This window comes from Rhizobium sp. SG570 (genome assembly GCF_012275345.1).
GTDB lineage: Bacteria > Pseudomonadota > Alphaproteobacteria > Rhizobiales > Rhizobiaceae > Rhizobium > Rhizobium lusitanum.
Window position 1 is genome coordinate 438,753 of record NZ_JAAZQI010000004.1, and the last position, 20,057, is coordinate 458,809.

The window sequence follows — 20,057 nt, forward strand, 5'->3', positions numbered from 1 at the left end:
AGAAGCAATGAATATGGAACCGAAATTTGCCGGCATGGAAGTCGGCTACGACGTACCGGCTCTTCCCGGAATGAGCGCCGATGACATCCAGACACCCTGCCTGATCCTGGATCTCGACGCGCTCGAGCGCAACATCCGCAAGATGGGCGACTATGCCAAGGCCCACAACATGCGCCACCGGGCACATGGCAAGATGCACAAGTCTGTCGATGTTCTGAGGCTCCAGCAGGAATTGGGTGGTGCTGTCGGCGTCTGCTGCCAGAAGGTTTCCGAAGCGGAAGTCTTCGTTCGCGGTGGGATCAAGGATGTGCTGGTCTCGAACCAGGTTCGCGATCCGGCAAAGATCGATCGGCTGGCATTGCTGCCGCAGCATGGCGCGCGGATCATCGTCTGCGTCGACGACCTGGCCAATGTCGATGAGCTCTCCAGGGCAGCGCAGAAATACGGCACGACGCTGGAATGCTTCATCGAGATCGATTGCGGCGCCGGACGGTGCGGCGTCACGACGACTTCGGCCGTCGTCGAGCTTGCCAATGCCATCCATGCGGCAACCGGCCTCAAGTTCACAGGCATCCAGGCCTATCAGGGCGCCATGCAGCACATCGACAAGTATGAAGACCGCAAGGCCAAGCTCGATGCGGCGATAGCCCAGGTCAAGGATGCCGTCGAAGCACTCAAGGCCGAAGGTCTCGACCCGGAATTGGTCAGCGGCGGCGGCACGGGCAGCTATTATTTCGAGAGCAATTCGGGCGTCTACAACGAGCTGCAGTGCGGCAGCTATGCGTTCATGGACGCGGATTACGGCCGCATCCGTGACAAAGACGGCAAGCGGATCGATCAGGGGGAATGGGAAAATGCGCTGTTCATCCTGACCAGCATCATGAGCCACGCAAAGCCCGACAAGGCAATCTGCGATGCGGGTCTCAAGGCACAATCGGTCGACTCCGGATTGCCCTTTATCTATGGCCGCGATGACGTGAAATATATCAAGTGCTCGGACGAGCATGGCGTTATCGAAGACCCGAACGGCGTCCTCAAGATCAACGAAAAGCTGCGTCTGGTCCCCGGTCATTGCGATCCGACCTGCAATGTCCATGATTGGTATGTCGGCGTGCGCAACGGCAAGGTCGAAACGCTCTGGCCCGTGTCCGCCCGCGGCAAGGCCTACTGACGAAACAGGGGGTTCCGGCCCCCATTGAAAAGCTAGCGGAAGCCAGAATGATCATCGTTCCTGAGACTGAAATTGCCGGATTGGTGACGCCTGCCGATTGCTTCAGGGCGGTCGAGGGGGTGTTTGCCTCGATGGCGGATAAATCGGCCTACAATTTCCCTGTCGTCCGCGAGGCGATCGGGCATGCCGATGCCCTCTACGGCTTCAAGTCGGGTTTCGATCGCAAGGGCCTGGCGCTCGGTCTCAAGGCCGGTGGGTTCTGGCCGAACAATGTCCACAAGGGCCTCACCAACCATCAGTCGACCGTGTTCCTGTTCGATCCGGATACCGGCAAATGCCGCGCCGTCGTCGGCGGCAATCTGTTGACTGCGCTGCGGACGGCGGCGGCCTCTGCCATTTCGATAAAATATCTCGCCCGTAAAGACGCGAAGGTCCTTGGCATGATCGGTGCCGGTCACCAGGCGACGTTTCAATTGCGCGCAGCCCTTGCGCAGCGCCCATTCGAAAGGATCGTGGGCTGGAATCTGCATCCGGATATGCTGAGCCGTCTGGAGGAGGTTGCCAAGGAGGAGGGCCTTCCCTTCGAGGCAGTCGATCTTGATCGGCTGGGGGCCGAAGCGGATGTCATCATCTCGATCACCTCGTCTTTCGCGCCGATGCTCAAGGCATCGCAGGTTCGAGCTGGCACACATCTCGCCTGCATGGGGACCGATACGAAGGGTAAGCAGGAGGTCGAAGCCGAAATCCTCGCTGCGGCAGCCGTCTTCACCGATGAAGTCGCACAGGCCGTTACCATCGGAGAATCCCAGCATGCGATCGAAAGGGGACTGATCCGTGAAGAGGCCATCGTCGAGATTGGCGCCGTGATCAACGGAACCCACCCCGGACGCACCTCCGCAGACCAGATCACCCTCTTCGACGGTACGGGGGTTGGCCTTCAGGATCTTGCCGTCGCCTCGGCTGCCGTCGAGCTCGCTCTGGCAAAAGGCGTGGCAATCGAGGTCGACTTCTAGGGCCGGCGCATCTAAAGGGAGGAGGATAGGGAGGACGGTGGCATCGACATCCGCGACGCCACGGCGATAGCCAATGCAACCGCGACACTGCAGGCCTCCGGCATTGTCGATTAAGGGTGTAAGTCGTATGTCGAACCGGCCATTGAAGATTGCAATTAACGGGTTTGGAAGGATCGGGCGTTCGGTCCTGCGTCTCCTCCTGCGCGATCGTCCTGATATGGAAGTCGTGCTGATCAACGACATCGCCGCTTTGGAGACATGTGCCTACCTCTTCGAATATGACAGTATTTATGGTCCCTGGCCGGAGGCCGTCTCGACTGGCGAGCGGACGCTCGTCGTCGGCAAGGTGTCGATACCGTTTCACAATGTTCCTGATATCAGCAAGCTCGACCTTCACGGCGTCGACGTTCTCCTGGAATGCACCGGCCATGCCAATTCCCGAGCGGTGGCTCAACGAGGCATAGATGCCGGCGCAAAGAAGGTGCTGATTTCCGGTCCGTCTGCCGCTGCCGATGCAACATTGGTGCTGGGTGCCAATGAGGAAGCCTTCCGCGGCCAGACCGTGGTTTCAAACGCCTCATGCACCACAAATGCGCTTGCGCCGCTTTTGCGCATTGTCGATCAAGAGTTCGGCATCATCGGCGGCCAGATGACCACCATTCATTGCTACACTGCGAGCCAGCCGACGATAGATCAACCGCGCTCCGATCTAGCCCGAAGCCGTGCCGCCGCACTTTCGATGGTGCCGACGACCACGAGCGCCCATGCGATCGTCGGGGAAGTCCTTCCGCATCTCGCCGGCTTGATCGAGGCGCGCGCCCTTCGGGTGCCGACGGCCAGCGTTTCGGCGATCGATCTCACCGTCGCGGTTCGGCATGTTTCTGACCTCGACACCATGCGTACGAAACTGAAACAAGCAGCCGATGGATCGCCTGTGTTGGGTTGGATCGAGAAGCCGCTGGTCTCCGTGGATCTGCGCGGTCGTCCCGAATCTCTTGTTTTGAGTGGACCGGAGATTTCGCTTGGCGCCGGCGGCCTTCTCAGGGTGTTTGGTTGGTACGACAATGAATGGGGCTTCTCGAACCGGATGCTCGACATGGCGCAACACATTGGGCGCACGAACTAGAGCGGTTACGCGTTTCACGGAATCGCCTGACCGCTCTATGCTATTGTTTTTGCGCAATTCCGGACGGAAAACCGCTACGCACTTTTCCTGGAATTGCTCTAGGGGTGGTGAATTTGTCTTTTGAAGACGATGAGTTTGTCAGTCTCGTTGGACCTTCCGGTTTCGCCGCCGTCCCCTACGCCGGAGATGGCGGCGCGGACGATGTGCGCGCCGTCGGTTGATCAGGCAATTTGCAGTGACTGAGGTGCTGTTGCTTGGCGCTTTCTATCCTTCGTCTTCATCGCCTTGCCGGCAACATAGACTTCGGCGATGCAACGGTCGTCGCCCATGGTCTGAAGAATAAAGAGCTCTTCGGCGAGCGACGTCGCTGTGCGCATGCGGAACTCCATCGCCGATTTGGCGCCGGAATCGAGCACGACGATGTCGGCATCCGCGCCTGCCTGGAGCGAACCGATCTGATGCTCCAATCCGAGCGCCAGGGCATTGCCGCGCGTCATGCGATAGAAGGAGTTGAACGGCGTCAGCCGTTGGCCCTGCAGGTGCAGTACCTTGTAGGCCTCATCCATCGTTTCCAGCATGGAGAAGCTGGTGCCGCCGCCGACATCGGTGGCAACCGACCAGCGCGCACCAAACTTGTCGAACCTGGCGGCGTCGAACAGTCCCGAACCCAGGAAAAGGTTTGACGTCGGGCAGAAGACGCCGACAGCGCCAGTTTCGGCAAATACGGAAACCTCGCGATCGCTCAGATGAATGGAATGACCGAGCAGCATACGCTCATTGAGCAGGTCGTAGCGGGCGTAGATATCCGTGTAGTCCTTCGCCTCGGGATAGAGGGATGTGGCAAAGGCAACCTCGTCGCGATTTTCGGAGAGGTGCGTCTGGACGTAACAGGTCGGGTGTTCGGCGATGAGAGCCTGACTCATTTCCATCTGCTCGGGCGTGGAGGTGATGGCAAAGCGCGGGCTGATCGCATAATGCGCCCGACCGCGGCCATGCCATTTCTCAATGAGTCGGTTGGTTTCATCATATCCTTGCTGTGGCGTGTCGCGCAACGCTTCCGGAGCATTGCGATCCATCATGACCTTGCCGCCGATCATGCGCATGCCGCGCGCCTCGGCCGCGGCGAAATAAGCGTCGACGCTTTCAGGATGCACCGAGCAATAGGCAACCGCGGTCGTCGTGCCGTTCGACAACAGCTCGTCCATGAAGCGATCGGCCACTTGAGCCGCATGGGCGGCGCGTGCGAACTTCTGTTCCTCGACGAAAATATAGGTGTTCAGCCATTCGAGCAGCTGCGCGCCGTAGGAAGCGATCGCCTGCGTCTGCGGGAAATGCAGGTGCGTATCGATAAAGCCGGGGAGGATGAGGTTCGGCCGATGATCGACAACCTCAACATCGGCACCCGCCAGCTTGCGGATATCGCCATAGCTCCCGGTCTCGACGATCTTGCCGTTACGCACGAAAACCGCGCCATCTTCGAGATAGCGATAGGAGGCGGTGTCATCGATGCCTTGCGGCTCGGCGACAAAGGTCAGCACACGGCCGCGGATCAGCAATTCGTTCATTGGGCTTTCTCTCCACTAATGGCGCTTTCATACCAGGAGACGAGCAGGCGGCGCTCCTCGTCGGTTATATGCGAGGCGTTGGCCGGCGGCATGGCGTGGCTGCGGCCGGCCTGCAGATAGATCTCGCGGGCATGGGCGGCGATATCGCGATCCGTCTCGAACACCACGCCCCTGGGAGGGGCGATGATACCTTCCCAGCTGGGTTCCTTGGCATGGCACATCGAGCAGCGTCCCATCACCGTATCGCGTACCTTCGGGAAGGCCTGCGTCGTGATGAAAGGCTGCTGGATAGCCGAGATCTTGGCGTCGGCTGCTTCACCGGTCAGCAGCTTCGGCACCGTCGAAAGCCACATGATGATGATGAAAAGAACGACGGTGACGAGCCAGGTCCAGGTCGGGTTGCCTGCATTGGCATGGCGGGTATTGAAATAATGGCGGATCGTGACGCCCATCAGGAAGACCAGCGAGGCGATGATCCAGTTGAACTGGGTGCCGAAAGCCAGCGGATAGTGGTTCGACAGCATCAGGAACAGCACCGGCAGTGTCAGGTAGTTGTTGTGCGTCGAGCGCTGCTTGGCGATCCTGCCGTATTTCGCATCGGGCGTGCGGCCGGCAAGGAGGTCGGCGACGACGATCTTCTGGTTCGGGATGATGATGAAGAACACGTTGGCCGACATGATCGTCGCCGTGAAGGCGCCGAGATGCAGGAAGGCGGCCCGGCCCGTGAACAGATGCGTATAACCCCAGGCGACCGCGACCAGGATGAAATACAGCGCCACCATCAGCCGGGTATTGTCATTGCCGAAGGGCGACTTGCAGATCAGATCGTACATGATCCAGCCGCCCGCGATCGTACCCAGCGAAATGGCGATCGCCACGGGCTTTGACACATCGAGCACGGCCGGATCGATCATGTAGAGGTCGGCACCGGCGTAGTAGACGAGACAGAGCATGCCGAAGCCGGAGAGCCAGGTGACGTAGCTCTCCCATTTGAACCAGACAAGATGGTCCGGCATGTTGGCCGGCGCCACCAGGTACTTCTGGATATGGTAGAAGCCCCCGCCATGAACCTGCCACTCCTCGCCATACGCCCCTGGAGGCAATGCGGCATGTTTCTTCAAGCCCAGGTCCAGCGCCACGAAATAAAATGACGAGCCGATCCAGGCGATAGCCGTGATCACGTGCAACCAGCGGACGGCAAACGTTATCCAGTCCCAGGCGATAGCGTATTCGTACAAGGGAAAGTCCTCCCGATCTTCACGGGACTGTTTGCCATCCCATGATTTTCTAGGAAATCCCGGTGAATCCGCAACACTTTCAAAAAAATCTATAAGATGACCCCTGCTTTGATCCGCACGCCAATGTGGTAAAAGGAACCATGTCCTATCTCGATAATGTGCGTGTCTTCGTTCGTGTGGTCGAACTCGGAACCCTTTCGGCGGCGGGGCGCGATCAACGCGTCACCCCCGCGGTGGCGAGCAATCGCATCAAGGAACTCGAGCGCCATCTCGGCGTACGGCTCTTCAACCGCACGACCAGGAAACTCTCTCCGACCGAACACGGCCGCGTCTTCTACGACGGCGCTGTGAAGATCATCGAGGCGGTAAACGAGGCCGAAGGGGCGATCGCCGACCTCTCGCGCAACCCGAAAGGCTCGCTCAGGATTACCGCGCCGCTCGGCATCGGCCGCCGGCTGATCGCCTCTGGCATTCCGGAGTTCCACGACAAATATCCGGATATCGAAGTGCGCGTCCGCTTGTCGGACCACAATGTCGATATCCTCGCTGAAGGTGTCGACGTGGCTTTCAAGCTCGGTGTGTTGGAGGACTCGAACCTGCGCATGCGCGGTATTCTTAATTGCGAGCGCGTGCTCTGCGCCTCACCAGACTATCTGGCAGGGCGCGGCGTACCGGCGAACGCGGATGCGCTGATTGCCGATAAGCATGACTGTCTTCTGCTGCGCTATCCGGGATCCAAGGAGTATTTCTGGACGCTGGTAACGGCGGATGGCCCGCGCAAATTCGAGGTCGCCGGCCCCTATGACAGCGACGACGGCGACGTGCTCACCCAATGGGCATTGGAAGGTCGCGGCATCATCAACAAGCCGCTGTTCGAGGTGAAGGCCTATCTTAGGGAAGGCCGGCTGGTGGAGATCTTGAAGGACAGTCCGCCGGCCCCCGTGCAGCTTGCCGCGATCTATCCGCACAAGCGTTTCCAGGATCCGAAGGTTCGGCTGATGATCGACTTCATGGCGGAGCGCTGTCAGCGGCTGATCGGCAAGCTGCTCCAGGACGAGCCTGCGGCCGCCGCCTCTAGCGGCTGACCGCCGAGACGGGCTTGCTCTGGCTTGCCTTCCAGCTGAGCGCCGCCGTCATGATTTCCGCAGCGGCGAGCGTGGCGATGACGGCGGGACGTTTGTCCTTCAGCGCCGTGCCACCGATCGGGCAGACAAGCCGATCGAAAAGATCCGGGCGGCCGGTTTCTCGCGACAGCCAGTTGCGGAACGTGGCGCGCTTCGTCTTGGAACCGATCATACCGACATAGGCAGCATCCCGATGCTTGAGCGCTTCGGCCGCAATGAGGAAATCAAGCGCATGGTCGTGGGTGAGGATCACGAAGCTGCTGCCGGCCGGCGCATCACGCACCACAGCCTCGGGCATGGCCGTCAGGCAGGTCTCGATATGGGGCACGATGCAGGCGGTAAGTTCGTCCTCTCGCGTATCCACCAGCACGACACGCAGCGGTGCCAGCGAAAGCGCCATGACGAGCGCGTCGCCGACATGGCCGGCTCCGAAAACATAGACATGCGGCCGCGCCGCCATTTCCCCGTCGCTGCGGGCAATGAGATGGTCTGCAAGTTCCGCATTGAGCGCGGTGAACGCAAGTCCTACCCGGCCGCCGCAGCACTGGCCGATCTCCGGGCCGAGCGGCACGTTCATCGGCTCCGCCGCAATGCCGGAGCGCAATGCCCGGCGCGCCTGGTCGATCGCCATATATTCGAGCTGTCCGCCGCCGATCGTTGCAAAAATCGCCTGTTCCGACACCAGCATCCAGGCGTCTGTATCGCGCGGCGCGGAGCCTGCGACACCGGTCACCTCGACCAGGATCGACGCCGGTTCGCGGCGCAGGAAATCCCGGATGTCTTCGCACGCGGCAGACATGACCTCACTCCTTCTTTGCCGACCTGAGACGTTCGATCGCCATCAGCACCCGCTCCGGCGTTGCCGGCGCATCGAGGCGCGGGCAGATCTTGTGGTCGGCGACGCTGGCTACAGCATCCGACAAGGCATGCAAAACTGCAAGGCCGAGCGGCAAAGGCGGCTCGCCGACCGCCTTGGAACGATGGATCGTCGGTTCATAGGCTTCGGACCAGTCGGTCAGCGCTACATTGAAAATCTTCGGTCGATCGGATGCAAGCGGGATTTTATAGGTGGAGGGTGCGTGGGTGCGCAGCCGCCCCTTATTGTCCCAGAACAATTCCTCCGTCGTCAGCCAACCCATGCCCTGGATGAAGCCGCCCTCGATTTGTCCGATATCGATGGCCTTGTTCAACGAACGGCCTGTATCGTGCAGAATATCCGTCCGCTCGACCACGTACTCCCCGGTCAGCGTATCGATGGATACCTCCGAGCATGCGGCGCCATAGGCGTAGTAATAGAAGGCGTGGCCGCGGCCCTTGGAGCGGTCCCAATGGATTTTCGGCGTTTTGTAGAAGCCCGCCGCCGAAAGCTGGACGCGTGCCATATAGGCCTTCTTGACGAGATCGTCGAAGGCTATCTCGATATCACCGATGCGCACCCGATTGGGCAGGAAGATCACCTGATCGCGGGCCACCTGATGGCTTTCAGCCGCGAAGGCGATCAACCGGTCCTTGATCTGGCGCGCGGCGTTCTGCGCCGCCATGCCATTGAGGTCCGCGCCGGAAGAGGCGGCCGTCGGCGAGGTATTGGGCACCTTGGCGGTCGTCGTGGCGGTGATCTTCACCCGGTCGAGATCAATCTGGAATTCCTCGGCCACCACCTGCGCCACCTTCAGATGCAGGCCTTGCCCCATCTCGGTGCCGCCATGGTTCATGTGCACGGAACCGTCGCTATAGACATGCACCAGAGCGCCGGCCTGGTTCGACTCGGTCTTGGTGAAGGAGATGCCGAATTTCACCGGCGTCAGCGCAAGGCCGCGCTTGACGATGCGGCTCTTCGCATTGAATTCGCCGATGGCCTTGCGGCGGCCGGCATAATCGGCACTCTCCTCCAGCTCCGCGACGATGCGCTGGATGATGCAGTCCTCCACCTTCTGGTGGTAGGGCGTGAGGTTGCGCTCGCCCTCGACGCCCATGGCGTCATAAAAGTTCAGCTTGCGGATATCGAGCGGATCCTTGCCGACGGCGAAGGCTACCTCGTCGATGACGCGCTCGGCGCCCACCATGCCCTGCGGGCCACCGAAACCGCGAAAGGCTGTGTTGGAGACGGTGTTGGTATAGAGCGGGGCCGATTTCGCATGAACATGCGGGAGGAAATAGGCGTTGTCGCAATGGAACAGCGCGCGGTCGCCGACGGGGCCGGAGAGGTCGGCGGAAAAGCCGGCCCGAAGCGCGAGTGTATAGTCGATGGCAAGGATGCGGCCGTCGTCGTCGAAGCCGACATCGTAGTCGATGGCAAAGTCATGCCGCTTGCCGGTGGCGGTCATGTCCTCATCGCGGTCGAGCCGGACTTTGACGGCGCGGTTCAGCTTCTTGGCGGCGATGGCAGCGATTGCCGCGCACTGGTTCGCCTGCGTTTCCTTGCCGCCGAAGCCGCCACCCATGCGGCGTATCTCGATCGTCACGGCATTGCTCGGCACACCGAGCGCATGGGCGACCATGTGCTGCGTCTCGCTCGGCCCCTGGGTCGAGCAATAGACGATGACCTCGTCGTCCTCGCCGGGTACCGCGAGCGAGACCTGCCCTTCGAGATAGAAATGATCCTGACCGCCGAGCCGCATGCGGCCTTTGACGCGGCGTGGCGCGCGCTCAAGCTCGGCTGCTGCATCGCCCCTCTTCAGCGTCAGCGGCGTGACGACCTGCCGATGGGTGGAGACGTCGAGATCCCATATGTCGATATCGGCTGGCAATTCGTCATATTCGATCTTTGCCAACCGCGCGGCGCGGCGCGCCTGCTCACGCGTTTCGGCAATGACGCAGAAGATCGGCTGGCCATGGAACTCGACCTTGCCGGCAGCAAGCACCGGGTCGTCATGCATGTTGGAAGGCGAGATATCATTGAGGCCGGGAACATCCTCGTGGGTCAGGACAGTGACGACGCCAGGGGCGGTGCGCACGGCAGACAGATCGACCGATTTCAGAATACCGTGCGCTACGGTCGACAGGCCGAGGCCCGCATGCAACGTGCCTGTTGGCTCCGGGATATCGTCGATATAGACGGCCGTGCCGGCGACGTGCTTGTGGGCGGAGTCGTGGCGAGGGCTGGTATGGACGCCGCCGATAATGGTTTCTGCCTTGAGGCCGGACGTGTGCTTGTTCATGGCCTATGCAGCCTCGTATCTGGACACCTGAGCCGGTGTCGCGCCTGTCGCCGTCTCCAGGTAGAACCGGAGAAGAAGGTTCCTTGCCGCGAGCGCGCGGTATTCCGCGGTGGCCCGCATGTCGCTGAGCGGCGTGTAGTCCTCGGCGTATCTTTCCATCGCTCGTTCCACCGTGGATTCGTTCCAGGGCTGGCCAAGCAGCGCCTTTTCGACGGCAAAGGCCCGTTTCGGTGTTCCGGCCATGCCGCCATAGGCGATGCGGATCTCCGTGACTGTGTCGTCGGCGGCAAGTGTCAGGCGGAAGGCGCCGAGCGTTGCGGTGATGTCCTCGTCCCGGCGCTTGGTCACCTTGTAGATGGCAAATTTTTCCGATGCAGCAGGAATAGGCACACGCACGGTTTCCACGAATTCGCCCGGCTGTCGATCCTGCTTGCCATAGGTGATGAAGAAGTCTTCGAGCGCGACGATGCGCCTGACAGCACCCTTGCGCAAGGTGAGCGAAGCCCCGAGCGCGATCAGGGGTGGCGGCGTATCACCGATCGGCGAGCCATTGGCGATGTTGCCGCCGATCGTTCCCATGTTGCGCACCTGCTGGCCGCCGATACGAGTGATCAGTGAGCCGAGTGCCGGGATGTGCCGCGAAAGGGTTGCGATCGCTTCCGAGTAGGTAACGCCGGCACCGATGGAGACGATGCCATCGTTCACGGCGATGGACTTCAACTCGTCGAGCCCGGCAATGAAAACTGCCGGCGAGATGTCGCGCATATGCTTGGTGACCCAGAGGCCGACATCGGTGGAGCCCGCGACCACGGTGGCGGTCGGCGACACCTCGAGAACAGCTGCAAAATCGTCAAGGTTCGCCGGCACGACCAGCCGGCTGCGGTCGTCGCCGATGTCGACCCGCGCGCCATCGTGCAAAGCCCGCAGGCGGGCGGTCATCGCTTCCCGTTCGACGAGCAGAGGATCCTTCGTCGTCCCGCCATAGTTGGAAATGGCGCGCGCGGCGCGCAGGATCGGCTCATAACCGGTGCAGCGACAAAGATTGCCCTGGAGCGCGATTTCGATCTGCTGGTCCGTCGGGTTCGGTGTCTGCATCCAGAGCCCGTAGAGCGACATGACAAAACCTGGTGTGCAGAAGCCGCATTGCGAGCCATGACAGTCGACCATGGCCTGCTGCACCGGATGCAGGTTGCCGTCGCGGTCTGCGAGATGCTCGACGGTCACCACATGGCAGCCATCCAGCGAACCAAGGAAGCGTATGCAGGCATTGACGCCCTCATAGACGAGGTCACCCGCCGGCGTGAGCCGCCCCACAAGCACCGTGCAGGCGCCACAGTCGCCCTCGGCACAGCCTTCCTTGGTGCCCTTGAGCGAACGGGAAAGGCGCAGCCAGTCAAGCAGCGTCTGGTTCGGCGTGACGTCGCGGAGCGTAATATCCTGGCCGTTGAGGATGAAACGCAGTTCGGAGCGGATAGTGACGGGCGCCATCATCTAACTCCCACGGTAGGTGGAATAGCTGTAGGGCGAGAGGAGCAGCGGCACGTGGTAGTGCGCGCTTTCATCCGCAAGGCCGAACCGGATCGGGATGATATCGAGAAACATCGGGCCCTCGGATGTGCGGCCGAAATAGTCACCGGCATGGAAACGCAGTTCGTAGGTGCCTGCCTTCATGGTTTCGCCCGATAGCAGCGGTGCATCACAGCGGCCGTCGCCGTTGGTCCTGGTTGATTTGACGTGGTGATGCGTATCGCCTTCGATCCGGTAGAGATCGATGCGCAGGCCCTGAGCCGGCTTGCCGAGCGCCGTATCCAGCACGTGGGTCGTGAGCCGGCCGGCTCCTCGCGAATGAGATTGCATGTTTTCTCCCGAACGTAGCGCTTCTGTCGCCACTATCCGTCAGGCTTATTCCCCTGAAAAGCGGCGGGATCGTTCGAGACTTTCAAAATTTCCAAGGGGAATAGCGCGCGCGATTTGTGGTTAGAAATTTGCCATCGAAGACATTTGGAGGAGTGTTCCATGCGATATTGCCGTGACATGCACGGATATGGCCAGACGCCGCCGGCGGCTGAGTGGCCTGACGATGCGCGCATCGCCGTGCAATTCGTCCTGAATTACGAAGAGGGCGGCGAGAACTGCGTGCTGCATGGCGATGCCGCATCAGAAGCCTTTCTTTCGGAAATCGTCGGCGCCTCCCAATGGCCGGGCCAGCGTCACTGGAATATGGAATCGGTCTATGAATATGGCGCCCGCGCCGGCTTCTGGCGTCTGCACCGGCTTTTCACCGAGAAGCAGCTGCCCGTCACCGTCTACGGCGTCGCAACCGCGCTGCAGCGCTCGCCGGCGCAAGTCGCCGCCATGGTGGAGGCAGGCTGGGAAATCGCCTCGCACGGTCTGAAATGGGTGGAGCACAAGGACATGGCTCCGGACGAGGAGCGCGCGGCAATCGCCGAGGCGATGCGCCTGCACACATTGGTCACCGGCGAGCGGCCGCGTGGCTGGTACACCGGCCGCTGTTCGGTAAACACGGTCGATCTGGCGACGGAATTCGGCGGTTTCGACTACATCTCCGACACCTATGCCGACGATCTGCCCTATTGGTATGAGCATGGCGATCGCCAGCAGCTCATCATCCCCTACACGCTCGACGCCAACGACATGCGTTTTGCGACGCCGCAGGGCTTCAACAGCGGTGACCAGTTCTTCAGCTACCTGAAGGATTCCTTCGATGCGCTCTATGCGGAAGGCGCCGCCGGCAGCCCGAAGATGATGAGCATCGGCCTGCATTGCCGACTGATCGGCCGGCCCGGCCGCGTCATGGCGCTCGCCCGCTTCATCGACTATGTTCAGAGCCACGAGAAGGTCTGGATCGCGCGGCGCATCGACATCGCCGAACATTGGGCAAAGACCCATCCACCGAAGCCGGCCACGGAGCGGCCCTCGCAGATGCCAGAGGCCGAGTTTGTCGAGCGCTTCGGCGGCATCTTCGAACATTCGCCCTGGATTGCGCAGCGCGCCTTCGCCGGCGAACTCTCGCCAGCCAACGATACCGCAATCGGCCTCCACGCTGCTCTCGCCTTCCAGTTCCGCGCAGCGAGCGACGAGGAGCGGCTTGGCGTGCTCGCCGCCCACCCGGATCTTGCCGGAAAGCTGGCGCAGGCCAAGCGCCTGACGGCGAGTTCGACGGAAGAACAGGCCTCCGCCGGCCTCGATGCGCTGACGACAGAAGAACACGCACGTTTGACCGACCTCAACAATCGCTACGTCACAAAATTCGGTTTCCCATTCATCATCGCCGTGCGCGACCATACGAAATCCGGGATCCTCGCCGCGTTCGAGACCCGGATCGAGAACGACCGTGACGCCGAATTCGCCGCCGCCTGCCGCCAAGTGGAGCGGATCGCGCTTCTGCGACTCACCGCCATGTTCCGAGACGGACAGGCATTGCACCCGCTCGGCCAGCGGACTGCCGCGTGAAACGCTGGCGCTGCCCAGAAAGAACAGAAGTGAGGAGAGCGTGAATGAAAGTGATCGAGATACAGCCGTTGACGAGCGTCGCCTTCTTCCCCTTCGGCGAGGTGATCGAAACGGAAGGGGCATATAGCTATCCCATCAATGCCGGGAAATGCGTCCGATACCATGACCTCGCGAAGATCGAGACAACAGGCGAGAAGGCACGTGCGATGATCAGTCTGCTCCGGGGCGAGCCTTACATGCTGCCGCTGGAACTGCGGATGGTTGAGCGGCACCCCTTCGGTAGTCAGGCCTTCATCCCGTTGACGGATAACCCGTTCCTGGTTGTCGTCGCGCAGGAAACAGCCAATGGGCCGGGTGAGCCGCTCGCTTTCCGGACGAAGCCCGGGCAGGGCGTCAATATCGGGCGCAATGTCTGGCACGGTATCCTCACCCCTCTCGACGGTGTCTCCGACTTCGCCGTCGTCGACCGCGCCGGCGAGGGCGTAAACCTGGAAGAGCATTTCTTCAAGGAACCGTTCCTGATCCGCTGATCAGACAAGGGTGAGTTGGGACAAGAAGAAGGGCCGCCACGGCCGTGGCCCCCCTTCTTTGATTCACAAGCATCTTTAATTTCGCATCCAATGTGCCACGGGATGATCGCGCGTGCTTTGCTCCGCTCCCCGTCCTTCGGGAACTTGCCGCCAATAAAATCCACGGCTTGCCGGCCAGTCGATAATTCCGGATTCAAATAGAAACGGCGTGCAAACAGGCTCAGGAGCCGGGGCGTCCGATCGGATGACCCGGCTCCTTGAAGAGTGCAACTGTTAGTCTGCGAAGAAGGCGAAGCGCACGATGAACAAGGCCGCAACGATCTGTGTCGCCAGATGAAGCGTGTTCCATCGGCCGGTGCAAACCTTCAGGACGACGTAGCTGATGAACCCGAAAGCAAGGCCATTGGCGATCGAGTAGGTAAACGGCATCGCCAGCGCCGTGAGTGCCGCGGGTGCAGCTTCAGTCAGATCATCCCATTCGATTTCCGTCAGCTCACGCATCATCAGGCCGGCGACGTAGAGCAGAGCCGGCGCCGTCGCATAGGCGGGAACAGAGGCGGCGAGCGGGGAAAAGAACAGGGCCGCGACAAAGAGCACGGCAATTGTCACCGCCGTCAAGCCTGTGCGACCTCCCGCCTGAACGCCCGAAGCACTTTCGACATAAGCGGTCGTGCTGCTGGTGCCCATCAATGAGCCGGCGACAATAGCCGCGCTGTCGGCGAGCAGAGCCCGGCTCAAGCGGTTCGGCTTGCCTTCCTCGATCAGTTTCGCCCGCTTGGCGACGCCGATCAGCGTCCCGGTCGCGTCGAAGACCTCAACGAGCACGAAGACGAGGATGATGTGGATCAGGCCTCCATGGAGAGCTCCTACGATGTCGAGCTGCATAAAGGTCGGCATGATCGAGGGAGGCATCGAAACGATGCCGTGGAACTGGCTGACGCCGAAGATCCAGGAGAGGACGGTGACAGCAAGAATGCCGATCAGGATCGAACCCCTTACTTTCATCGCATCGAGAACGGCGATGACGAAGAAGCCGAAGATTGCGAGAAGGGGCCCGGTCTGCTTCAGGTCTCCGAGACCGATGAGCGTCGCCTTGTTGGCGACGACGATGCCGGCACCCTTGAGGGCAATGATAGCCAGAAAAAGGCCGATACCGGCGGCGATAGCGCTTCTGAGCGAGCGCGGGATGCCCGCTATCAGCCAGCTGCGTACGCCGGTGACTGTCAGAAGGACGAAGATCCCGCCTGAGATGAAGACCGCGCCGAGCGCCTGTTGCCAGGTAAAGCCGAGCGCTGCGACGACGGTGAAGGCAAAGAAGGCATTGAGCCCCATGCCCGGCGCCAACCCTATCGGCCAATTGGCGACAAGTCCCATGACGATGGAACCCAATGCCGCGGCAAGACAGGTGGCGACAAAAATGGCATTGCGGTCCATGCCCGTGGTCGACAGGATATCCGGATTGACGAAGATGATGTAGGACATCGTCAAGAACGTCGTCACGCCTGCGATGAGTTCGGTGCGGACGGACGTGCCGTGCTCACTCAATTTGAAAAGTCGTTCAAACATAGTTCCTCCCTAAGCGTTCCCAACGCCAGTGCATGTCATGAAGCTGGCCTGCATCTCCTCCGGATGCCGGCGCGACAAGCGCTTGTAAACGCTTCGTAGCGAGGGGGATTGTGCGCTGTTAAAGGCTCTGCGCGCTAGAGCCGGATTTCCCTGCAATTCGCGAAAGTCATTCTAGTTTTTCGGGCTATTTCCGAGCGAGTGGATTTGCGTTTCGGAGCGATCACAGAATGGAGAAGACCTTCGATGCGGATATTTCCAACGTGTTCTGTTCGCCACCGCCTGGCGCCATCGATCGGGCAACGATGATACGCGCTGTGTTTTACAGGTGCGAAACGACAAAGCCAACCTATTTTGCGCCAGAAGGCGGCGCTGCGGCCACAGCGCTCCATGTGGCGGAGATTTCAGCACGAGCTAGAGGTTGCCGGCAAAGCTGTCGGGGATATGTGACTGGTCCGCGCGCAGGACATTGACGCAAAACACCGCATTCTAGATGGTTGCCCGTGTGGCTGGACTGAGATGACGGATACAGACGAGAAGCGGCGGGTGCTGGCCGTCGGCGGAAACCGACGCCATGGCGGAAACGGTGACGCCGGCTCTGCCTCGCGGGGCGGCGGGCCAGCTGCAAGATCATCACAAATGCATGCTGCGACGATCTGTTTGAAATGCTCGAACAGCGATTGGCTCGCCCAGCATGCCGGGGATCTAACACGGTATTTGTTGCTGGCGTCTACGGCGCAGCACATTCAAAGATTCGCATATCACCTTGAAGAGTATTCGGTTCGCAAAGCCGTTCGCTGCAGAGCGGACGCAGCCTGACGATACTCATCATGGACCGAGTTGCCGACGCGCACCGATCCGTGCACCCATGCTGCTTGCATGGAGATGGATGGCTTCTCTTTGAGCAAGTGCTGTTGATGACCCTTATAAATAGAAAGAAGGCTCGGAGGGAAACCGAACCTTCTCCCTTTTCTGATCGGAGGTCGAAGTCAGATCAGAAGCTGCGCTCGAAGCGGAGGATACCAGCCCACTGGTCTTCGTTGATCGAATCCCAGTTGGTGTAGGTAACTTCCGGCTCGATGAGCAGGTTCTTGACCGGCTTGAACTTGAGGTTCGTGGTTGCCGAGAAGATCTTCGAGTCGGTGTAAGCGACCTGGAAGTTCCACTTCAGCTTTTCGTTGATCGGAACGCTTGCGCCGCCCCAAAGAGCCCAGTCACCCCAGCCGATACCGGAAGCATCGCCAGCACCGTTCGCACCAGCGTACTTGTTCAGCTTGTCGCCGTCGGTGTTCCAGCCACCCATCAAGAAGGCCGAGAAGACACCGAAGTCAGCATCGACACGAGCCTTGATGGCGCCTTCTTCGACGATCGAGTCGTAGCCGCCAACGACCTTGAAGCCCCATGCGCCAGACTTGAAGCCGGCACCGGCAACAACGTCGGGAGCGTAATGGTCGGAGCTGTCTTCGCCGTTAGCGCCAGTAGCGCCCGTACCGGAATTGGTATCTTCGACGGAGATCACAGCCGTGAAGCCGTTGCCTGCATCGTAGTTGTAGGTGATCTGGTTCAGTTCGTACGGACCGTCATAGACCACGTCGTCGTTGATGACGTCGCCGGCATAACCGGTGAAGACGTTGAACTGCGAGTCTTCCTTACCAATGGTGAAGCCACCGAGGCTGATGCTGGCATGCAGCAGGTTGGTGGACGTCGAGCCGCCGTTGGCCCAGTCCCAACGCAGTTCGGTGTTGGTCTTCAGCGGACCATACTCGGTGTCCGTCGCGGTCTGCAGCTGCAGTTCAGCGCGGGTGTGCCAGAGCGTGCCGAAACGGCTGTTCGGGTTGTAGGCATCGTACCACTGACCTTCGGTACGAACCTTGCCGCCGATCTTGAGGCAGGTTTCGGTGCCCGGGATGAAGAAGTAGCCGGCGCCGTAAGCGTCGCAGATACGGACGTACTCAAGCGGCTCCGGTTCAGCAGCGACGACAGCGTCGGCCGCATGAGCACCGGAAACTACTGCCAGTGCAGCAGCGGAGCCGAGAAGAAGGCTCTTGATATTCATTTTGTCTCCAATCGATATGCCTGATCGGAACGACGCCGGCGACCACCCGCTACGTTCATTGATCAGGCTGTTCCCTCTAAGTGGAAGCCAACGGCCCCCCACGCACACGGTAGCGAGATGGATATGGCATCGGAACACAATAGTTTCGCCGCGCCGTGTATTTACAGACATAAAATTGTCATAGATGCAAAAATACATCACTTATACTCTGTAATGGTTGAGTCTATCTAACTATATGCACCGGAAATACTAAATAAACGTACGTAATGTATATATACACTGGAATGTTAGTAGCCAAATTATAAGTTTACGTTACTATTTATACTGATTTTAACTCTCGATGCAGCCGTTTGGAGCGGAAATTGCGCCGATTCGGGTGATGGAATGGGAGCCCTATGGCATGTCTTTGCCGGCAAAGACCGGGCGCGCTCGGTGTCCGAGATCGATCGGAGCGCCACGAGGTACGAAGCACCAAACTCGGCTCTCCGGTCAGTCAGTCTAGGTATTTTCACGATGGGCATCGGGCAGTCGATGATTGCTTTGCATTGCTGGAATTGCCGGCAATCTTGCAGGTGATTGTGCCCGGCTTGCCGTGGGCTGTTAACTTGGCAAGAGGGCTCGTGACGCCGGAAGCAACGTCACCCGCAGGATCGTCACGCCTGCGCTTCAATAGTCGGCCGGGGCGGTCCTTGGGCACAGAGCGCGGAAGATCCCCATATTTGTCGGGTAGCCAGAGGCAGATGAGCCGTCCGCATCGTCATTGGTCTGCAGGTTCACCAGCCGATACTTCGCCATGCTGTCGGGGGCAGGGTTGCGACCGCGGAATTGATATCGGTCGCCAGCGAAATCTGTGAAAATCCCGGTCTTACAATCGGCCTCGATTACATCGCTCAACGGCATCGACAGCTCTTGCCTGATGCAGTCCGGAGTAACTTTCTGAACGTACTCACGACAGAAGGCGATTGCATTTGCGCGCGTATGCTTTGTCCGGATTTCGGCATGAGAAGTATCCAGACCCGACAGGCTGACGATGGTGACTTCCATCCCGGCACGGGAGCCATAGTAAACGGTGCCGGATGCAAGTGATGAACCTGCCATCGAGGTCAGTAGAACCGCCGTCAGCGTCACAAGCTTCAAGGTGCCATCCTCCCCCAAGTTCCCGATGATCGTCTTCGAATCCACAGCGAGAGTCGAGCGCGAGAGGTCGCCCATGGCTTACAAAGGGCAGGCCGATTGTGTGAAGGCCGAAACTCAACGTGGAAATTGGGACAGCCGTTCAAGACAAGGCCATCATTGCTGGCCGGCGTTCTTAAGTATCAATGCCATTGGCTTTGCAGCGATCACGCACTTGCGCCGCCAACTCATCCGTCTGCCCATAGGCCATCAGGTTGAAGATGGTGACGTTCTGGCCACCAAACTGACTTTGCACGAGCGTGCCGATGTATGGGGCATTCGAGCTGTCTTTGCCGAGGTTCGCTGTGCCGCAGGCATATGTCGCTCCGCCAGACGATGTGCGGGCTTTCCCGCTGTTAACCGCCACCTGCTTCAACGAGAGCGATTTTTGAAATCCGTTTTGAACGGCGCTGGTTTCCTCCGGCGTCAATGGACGTACGATGGAGGGAGGCGCTTCGGGGGTAGGTCTAAGTGAATGACACGATGCTAATATGACGCATGCCAGTATCGAGATAGATTTTTTCATACTTTTCTCCCCTCAAAACCCCCTTTTGGATACATCAGAGAGGAGAATTGCTCAACCTGTGTTGAACAGTTCGACCGCGGCGCATCCTATCGGCGACGCTTCTTGCTATTGGGAGATGAAGTGAGCTGGCCGTTTTCGTCGCGCTGATGTCTACCCAAGCTGGCCAAATGGGCGGTCGCGAACCGTCTTTTCCTTGCTCATGTGTTGTCCGTTTACACTGTGCCGGAAAACTCGCCTCGCAGTTCGCGACCAAGCAGGCGCACGCGAGAAAGGTTGCGCAGGAACTGGCGTGGATGGCGAAGCACCGATGAGTTCAGGAAATGGGTCCGGATCAGATTGG

16 protein-coding genes are annotated in these 20,057 nt (G+C 60.0%); 6 read left to right on the forward strand and 10 right to left on the reverse strand.

The features are described from left to right. Positions 1 to 7: 7 nt before the first annotated feature. The 3 genes from bhcC to FHT28_RS11885 all read left to right on the forward strand — a co-directional run bounded on the left by bhcC (position 8) and on the right by FHT28_RS11885 (position 3,310). The gene (gene bhcC / locus FHT28_RS11875; protein WP_168596346.1) at positions 8 to 1,171 is read left to right on the forward strand and encodes a 3-hydroxy-D-aspartate aldolase BhcC; all 1,164 of its coding nucleotides are present in this window, start codon (positions 8 to 10) and stop codon (positions 1,169 to 1,171) included. 47 nt (positions 1,172 to 1,218) lie between these two features. Then, positions 1,219 to 2,184: an iminosuccinate reductase BhcD gene (bhcD, locus tag FHT28_RS11880; RefSeq protein ID WP_168596347.1), complete on the forward strand. Its 966-nt coding sequence runs from the start codon at positions 1,219 to 1,221 to the stop codon at positions 2,182 to 2,184. A 142-nt stretch (positions 2,185 to 2,326) separates the two neighbouring features. Beyond that, positions 2,327 to 3,310 (forward strand): glyceraldehyde 3-phosphate dehydrogenase NAD-binding domain-containing protein, encoded by a 984-nt coding sequence (locus FHT28_RS11885; protein WP_246704849.1) that lies wholly within the window; start codon positions 2,327 to 2,329, stop codon positions 3,308 to 3,310. Between the two features lie 221 nt (positions 3,311 to 3,531). Here the strand turns inward: FHT28_RS11885 and guaD are convergent, their stop codons facing one another. Further along, entirely contained in the window at positions 3,532 to 4,875 is a 1,344-nt protein-coding gene (guaD, locus tag FHT28_RS11890; RefSeq protein WP_168596349.1) for a guanine deaminase, read from the reverse strand. Further along, positions 4,872 to 6,113 (reverse strand): urate hydroxylase PuuD, encoded by a 1,242-nt coding sequence (locus FHT28_RS11895; protein WP_168596350.1) that lies wholly within the window; start codon positions 6,111 to 6,113, stop codon positions 4,872 to 4,874. The genes guaD and FHT28_RS11895 overlap by 4 nt, the downstream gene beginning before the upstream one ends. A 140-nt stretch (positions 6,114 to 6,253) precedes the next feature. On the opposite strand from FHT28_RS11895, the gene FHT28_RS11900 reads away from it, so the two are divergent. Continuing rightward, positions 6,254 to 7,198 (forward strand): LysR family transcriptional regulator, encoded by a 945-nt coding sequence (locus FHT28_RS11900; RefSeq protein ID WP_168596351.1) that lies wholly within the window; start codon positions 6,254 to 6,256, stop codon positions 7,196 to 7,198. Here FHT28_RS11900 and xdhC read toward each other — a convergent pair. From xdhC to uraH, 4 genes are read right to left on the reverse strand one after another with little or no spacing between them, the layout of a single operon-like run. Next, on the reverse strand, positions 7,188 to 8,036 hold the full coding sequence (gene xdhC, locus FHT28_RS11905; protein ID WP_168596352.1) for a xanthine dehydrogenase accessory protein XdhC: 849 nt from the start codon (positions 8,034 to 8,036) through the stop codon (positions 7,188 to 7,190). The two genes, FHT28_RS11900 and xdhC, sit on opposite strands and share 11 nt — an antisense overlap. A gap of 4 nt (positions 8,037 to 8,040) precedes the next feature. Beyond that, entirely contained in the window at positions 8,041 to 10,395 is a 2,355-nt protein-coding gene (gene xdhB / locus FHT28_RS11910) for a xanthine dehydrogenase molybdopterin binding subunit (RefSeq protein WP_047552603.1), read from the reverse strand. A gap of 3 nt (positions 10,396 to 10,398) precedes the next feature. Further along, entirely contained in the window at positions 10,399 to 11,883 is a 1,485-nt protein-coding gene (xdhA, locus tag FHT28_RS11915) for a xanthine dehydrogenase small subunit (protein ID WP_168596353.1), read from the reverse strand. A 3-nt stretch (positions 11,884 to 11,886) separates the two neighbouring features. Next, the gene (uraH, locus tag FHT28_RS11920) at positions 11,887 to 12,252 is read right to left on the reverse strand and encodes a hydroxyisourate hydrolase (RefSeq protein WP_168596354.1); all 366 of its coding nucleotides are present in this window, start codon (positions 12,250 to 12,252) and stop codon (positions 11,887 to 11,889) included. A gap of 159 nt (positions 12,253 to 12,411) precedes the next feature. Here uraH and puuE point away from each other — a divergent pair, with 159 nt between their 5' ends. After that, the gene (gene puuE, locus FHT28_RS11925) at positions 12,412 to 13,869 is read left to right on the forward strand and encodes an allantoinase PuuE (protein WP_168596355.1); all 1,458 of its coding nucleotides are present in this window, start codon (positions 12,412 to 12,414) and stop codon (positions 13,867 to 13,869) included. A 44-nt stretch (positions 13,870 to 13,913) separates the two neighbouring features. Continuing rightward, entirely contained in the window at positions 13,914 to 14,399 is a 486-nt protein-coding gene (locus FHT28_RS11930) for an ureidoglycolate lyase (protein ID WP_168596356.1), read from the forward strand. Between the two features lie 273 nt (positions 14,400 to 14,672). Here FHT28_RS11930 and FHT28_RS11935 read toward each other — a convergent pair whose 3' ends face one another. The 4 genes from FHT28_RS11935 to FHT28_RS11950 all read right to left on the reverse strand — a co-directional run bounded on the left by FHT28_RS11935 (position 14,673) and on the right by FHT28_RS11950 (position 19,717). After that, positions 14,673 to 15,965, reverse strand: a complete 1,293-nt coding sequence (locus FHT28_RS11935; RefSeq protein ID WP_037197015.1) for an NCS2 family permease — start codon at positions 15,963 to 15,965, stop codon at positions 14,673 to 14,675. A gap of 991 nt (positions 15,966 to 16,956) precedes the next feature. Next, positions 16,957 to 18,018, reverse strand: a complete 1,062-nt coding sequence (locus FHT28_RS11940) for a porin (protein ID WP_037197014.1) — start codon at positions 18,016 to 18,018, stop codon at positions 16,957 to 16,959. 666 nt (positions 18,019 to 18,684) lie between these two features. After that, the gene (locus tag FHT28_RS11945; RefSeq protein WP_348644984.1) at positions 18,685 to 19,146 is read right to left on the reverse strand and encodes a hypothetical protein; all 462 of its coding nucleotides are present in this window, start codon (positions 19,144 to 19,146) and stop codon (positions 18,685 to 18,687) included. A gap of 181 nt (positions 19,147 to 19,327) precedes the next feature. Beyond that, positions 19,328 to 19,717, reverse strand: coding sequence for a hypothetical protein (locus FHT28_RS11950; RefSeq protein ID WP_168596357.1), 390 nt, complete (start codon positions 19,715 to 19,717; stop codon positions 19,328 to 19,330). Positions 19,718 to 20,057 lie beyond the last annotated feature (340 nt).

Coding starts and splice junctions, on each gene's coding strand:
- xdhC (WP_168596352.1), bottom strand. CDS start 8,036: ATGTCTGCCGCGTGCGAAGACATCCGGGATTTCCTGCGCCGCGAACCG.
- FHT28_RS11940 (WP_037197014.1), bottom strand. CDS start 18,018: ATGAATATCAAGAGCCTTCTTCTCGGCTCCGCTGCTGCACTGGCAGTA.
- bhcC (WP_168596346.1), top strand. CDS start 8: ATGAATATGGAACCGAAATTTGCCGGCATGGAAGTCGGCTACGACGTA.
- FHT28_RS11950 (WP_168596357.1), bottom strand. CDS start 19,717: ATGAAAAAATCTATCTCGATACTGGCATGCGTCATATTAGCATCGTGT.
- guaD (WP_168596349.1), bottom strand. CDS start 4,875: ATGAACGAATTGCTGATCCGCGGCCGTGTGCTGACCTTTGTCGCCGAG.
- FHT28_RS11900 (WP_168596351.1), top strand. CDS start 6,254: ATGTCCTATCTCGATAATGTGCGTGTCTTCGTTCGTGTGGTCGAACTC.
- uraH (WP_168596354.1), bottom strand. CDS start 12,252: ATGCAATCTCATTCGCGAGGAGCCGGCCGGCTCACGACCCACGTGCTG.
- FHT28_RS11930 (WP_168596356.1), top strand. CDS start 13,914: ATGAAAGTGATCGAGATACAGCCGTTGACGAGCGTCGCCTTCTTCCCC.
- xdhA (WP_168596353.1), bottom strand. CDS start 11,883: ATGGCGCCCGTCACTATCCGCTCCGAACTGCGTTTCATCCTCAACGGC.
- bhcD (WP_168596347.1), top strand. CDS start 1,219: ATGATCATCGTTCCTGAGACTGAAATTGCCGGATTGGTGACGCCTGCC.
- xdhB (WP_047552603.1), bottom strand. CDS start 10,395: ATGAACAAGCACACGTCCGGCCTCAAGGCAGAAACCATTATCGGCGGC.
- FHT28_RS11935 (WP_037197015.1), bottom strand. CDS start 15,965: ATGTTTGAACGACTTTTCAAATTGAGTGAGCACGGCACGTCCGTCCGC.
- puuE (WP_168596355.1), top strand. CDS start 12,412: ATGCGATATTGCCGTGACATGCACGGATATGGCCAGACGCCGCCGGCG.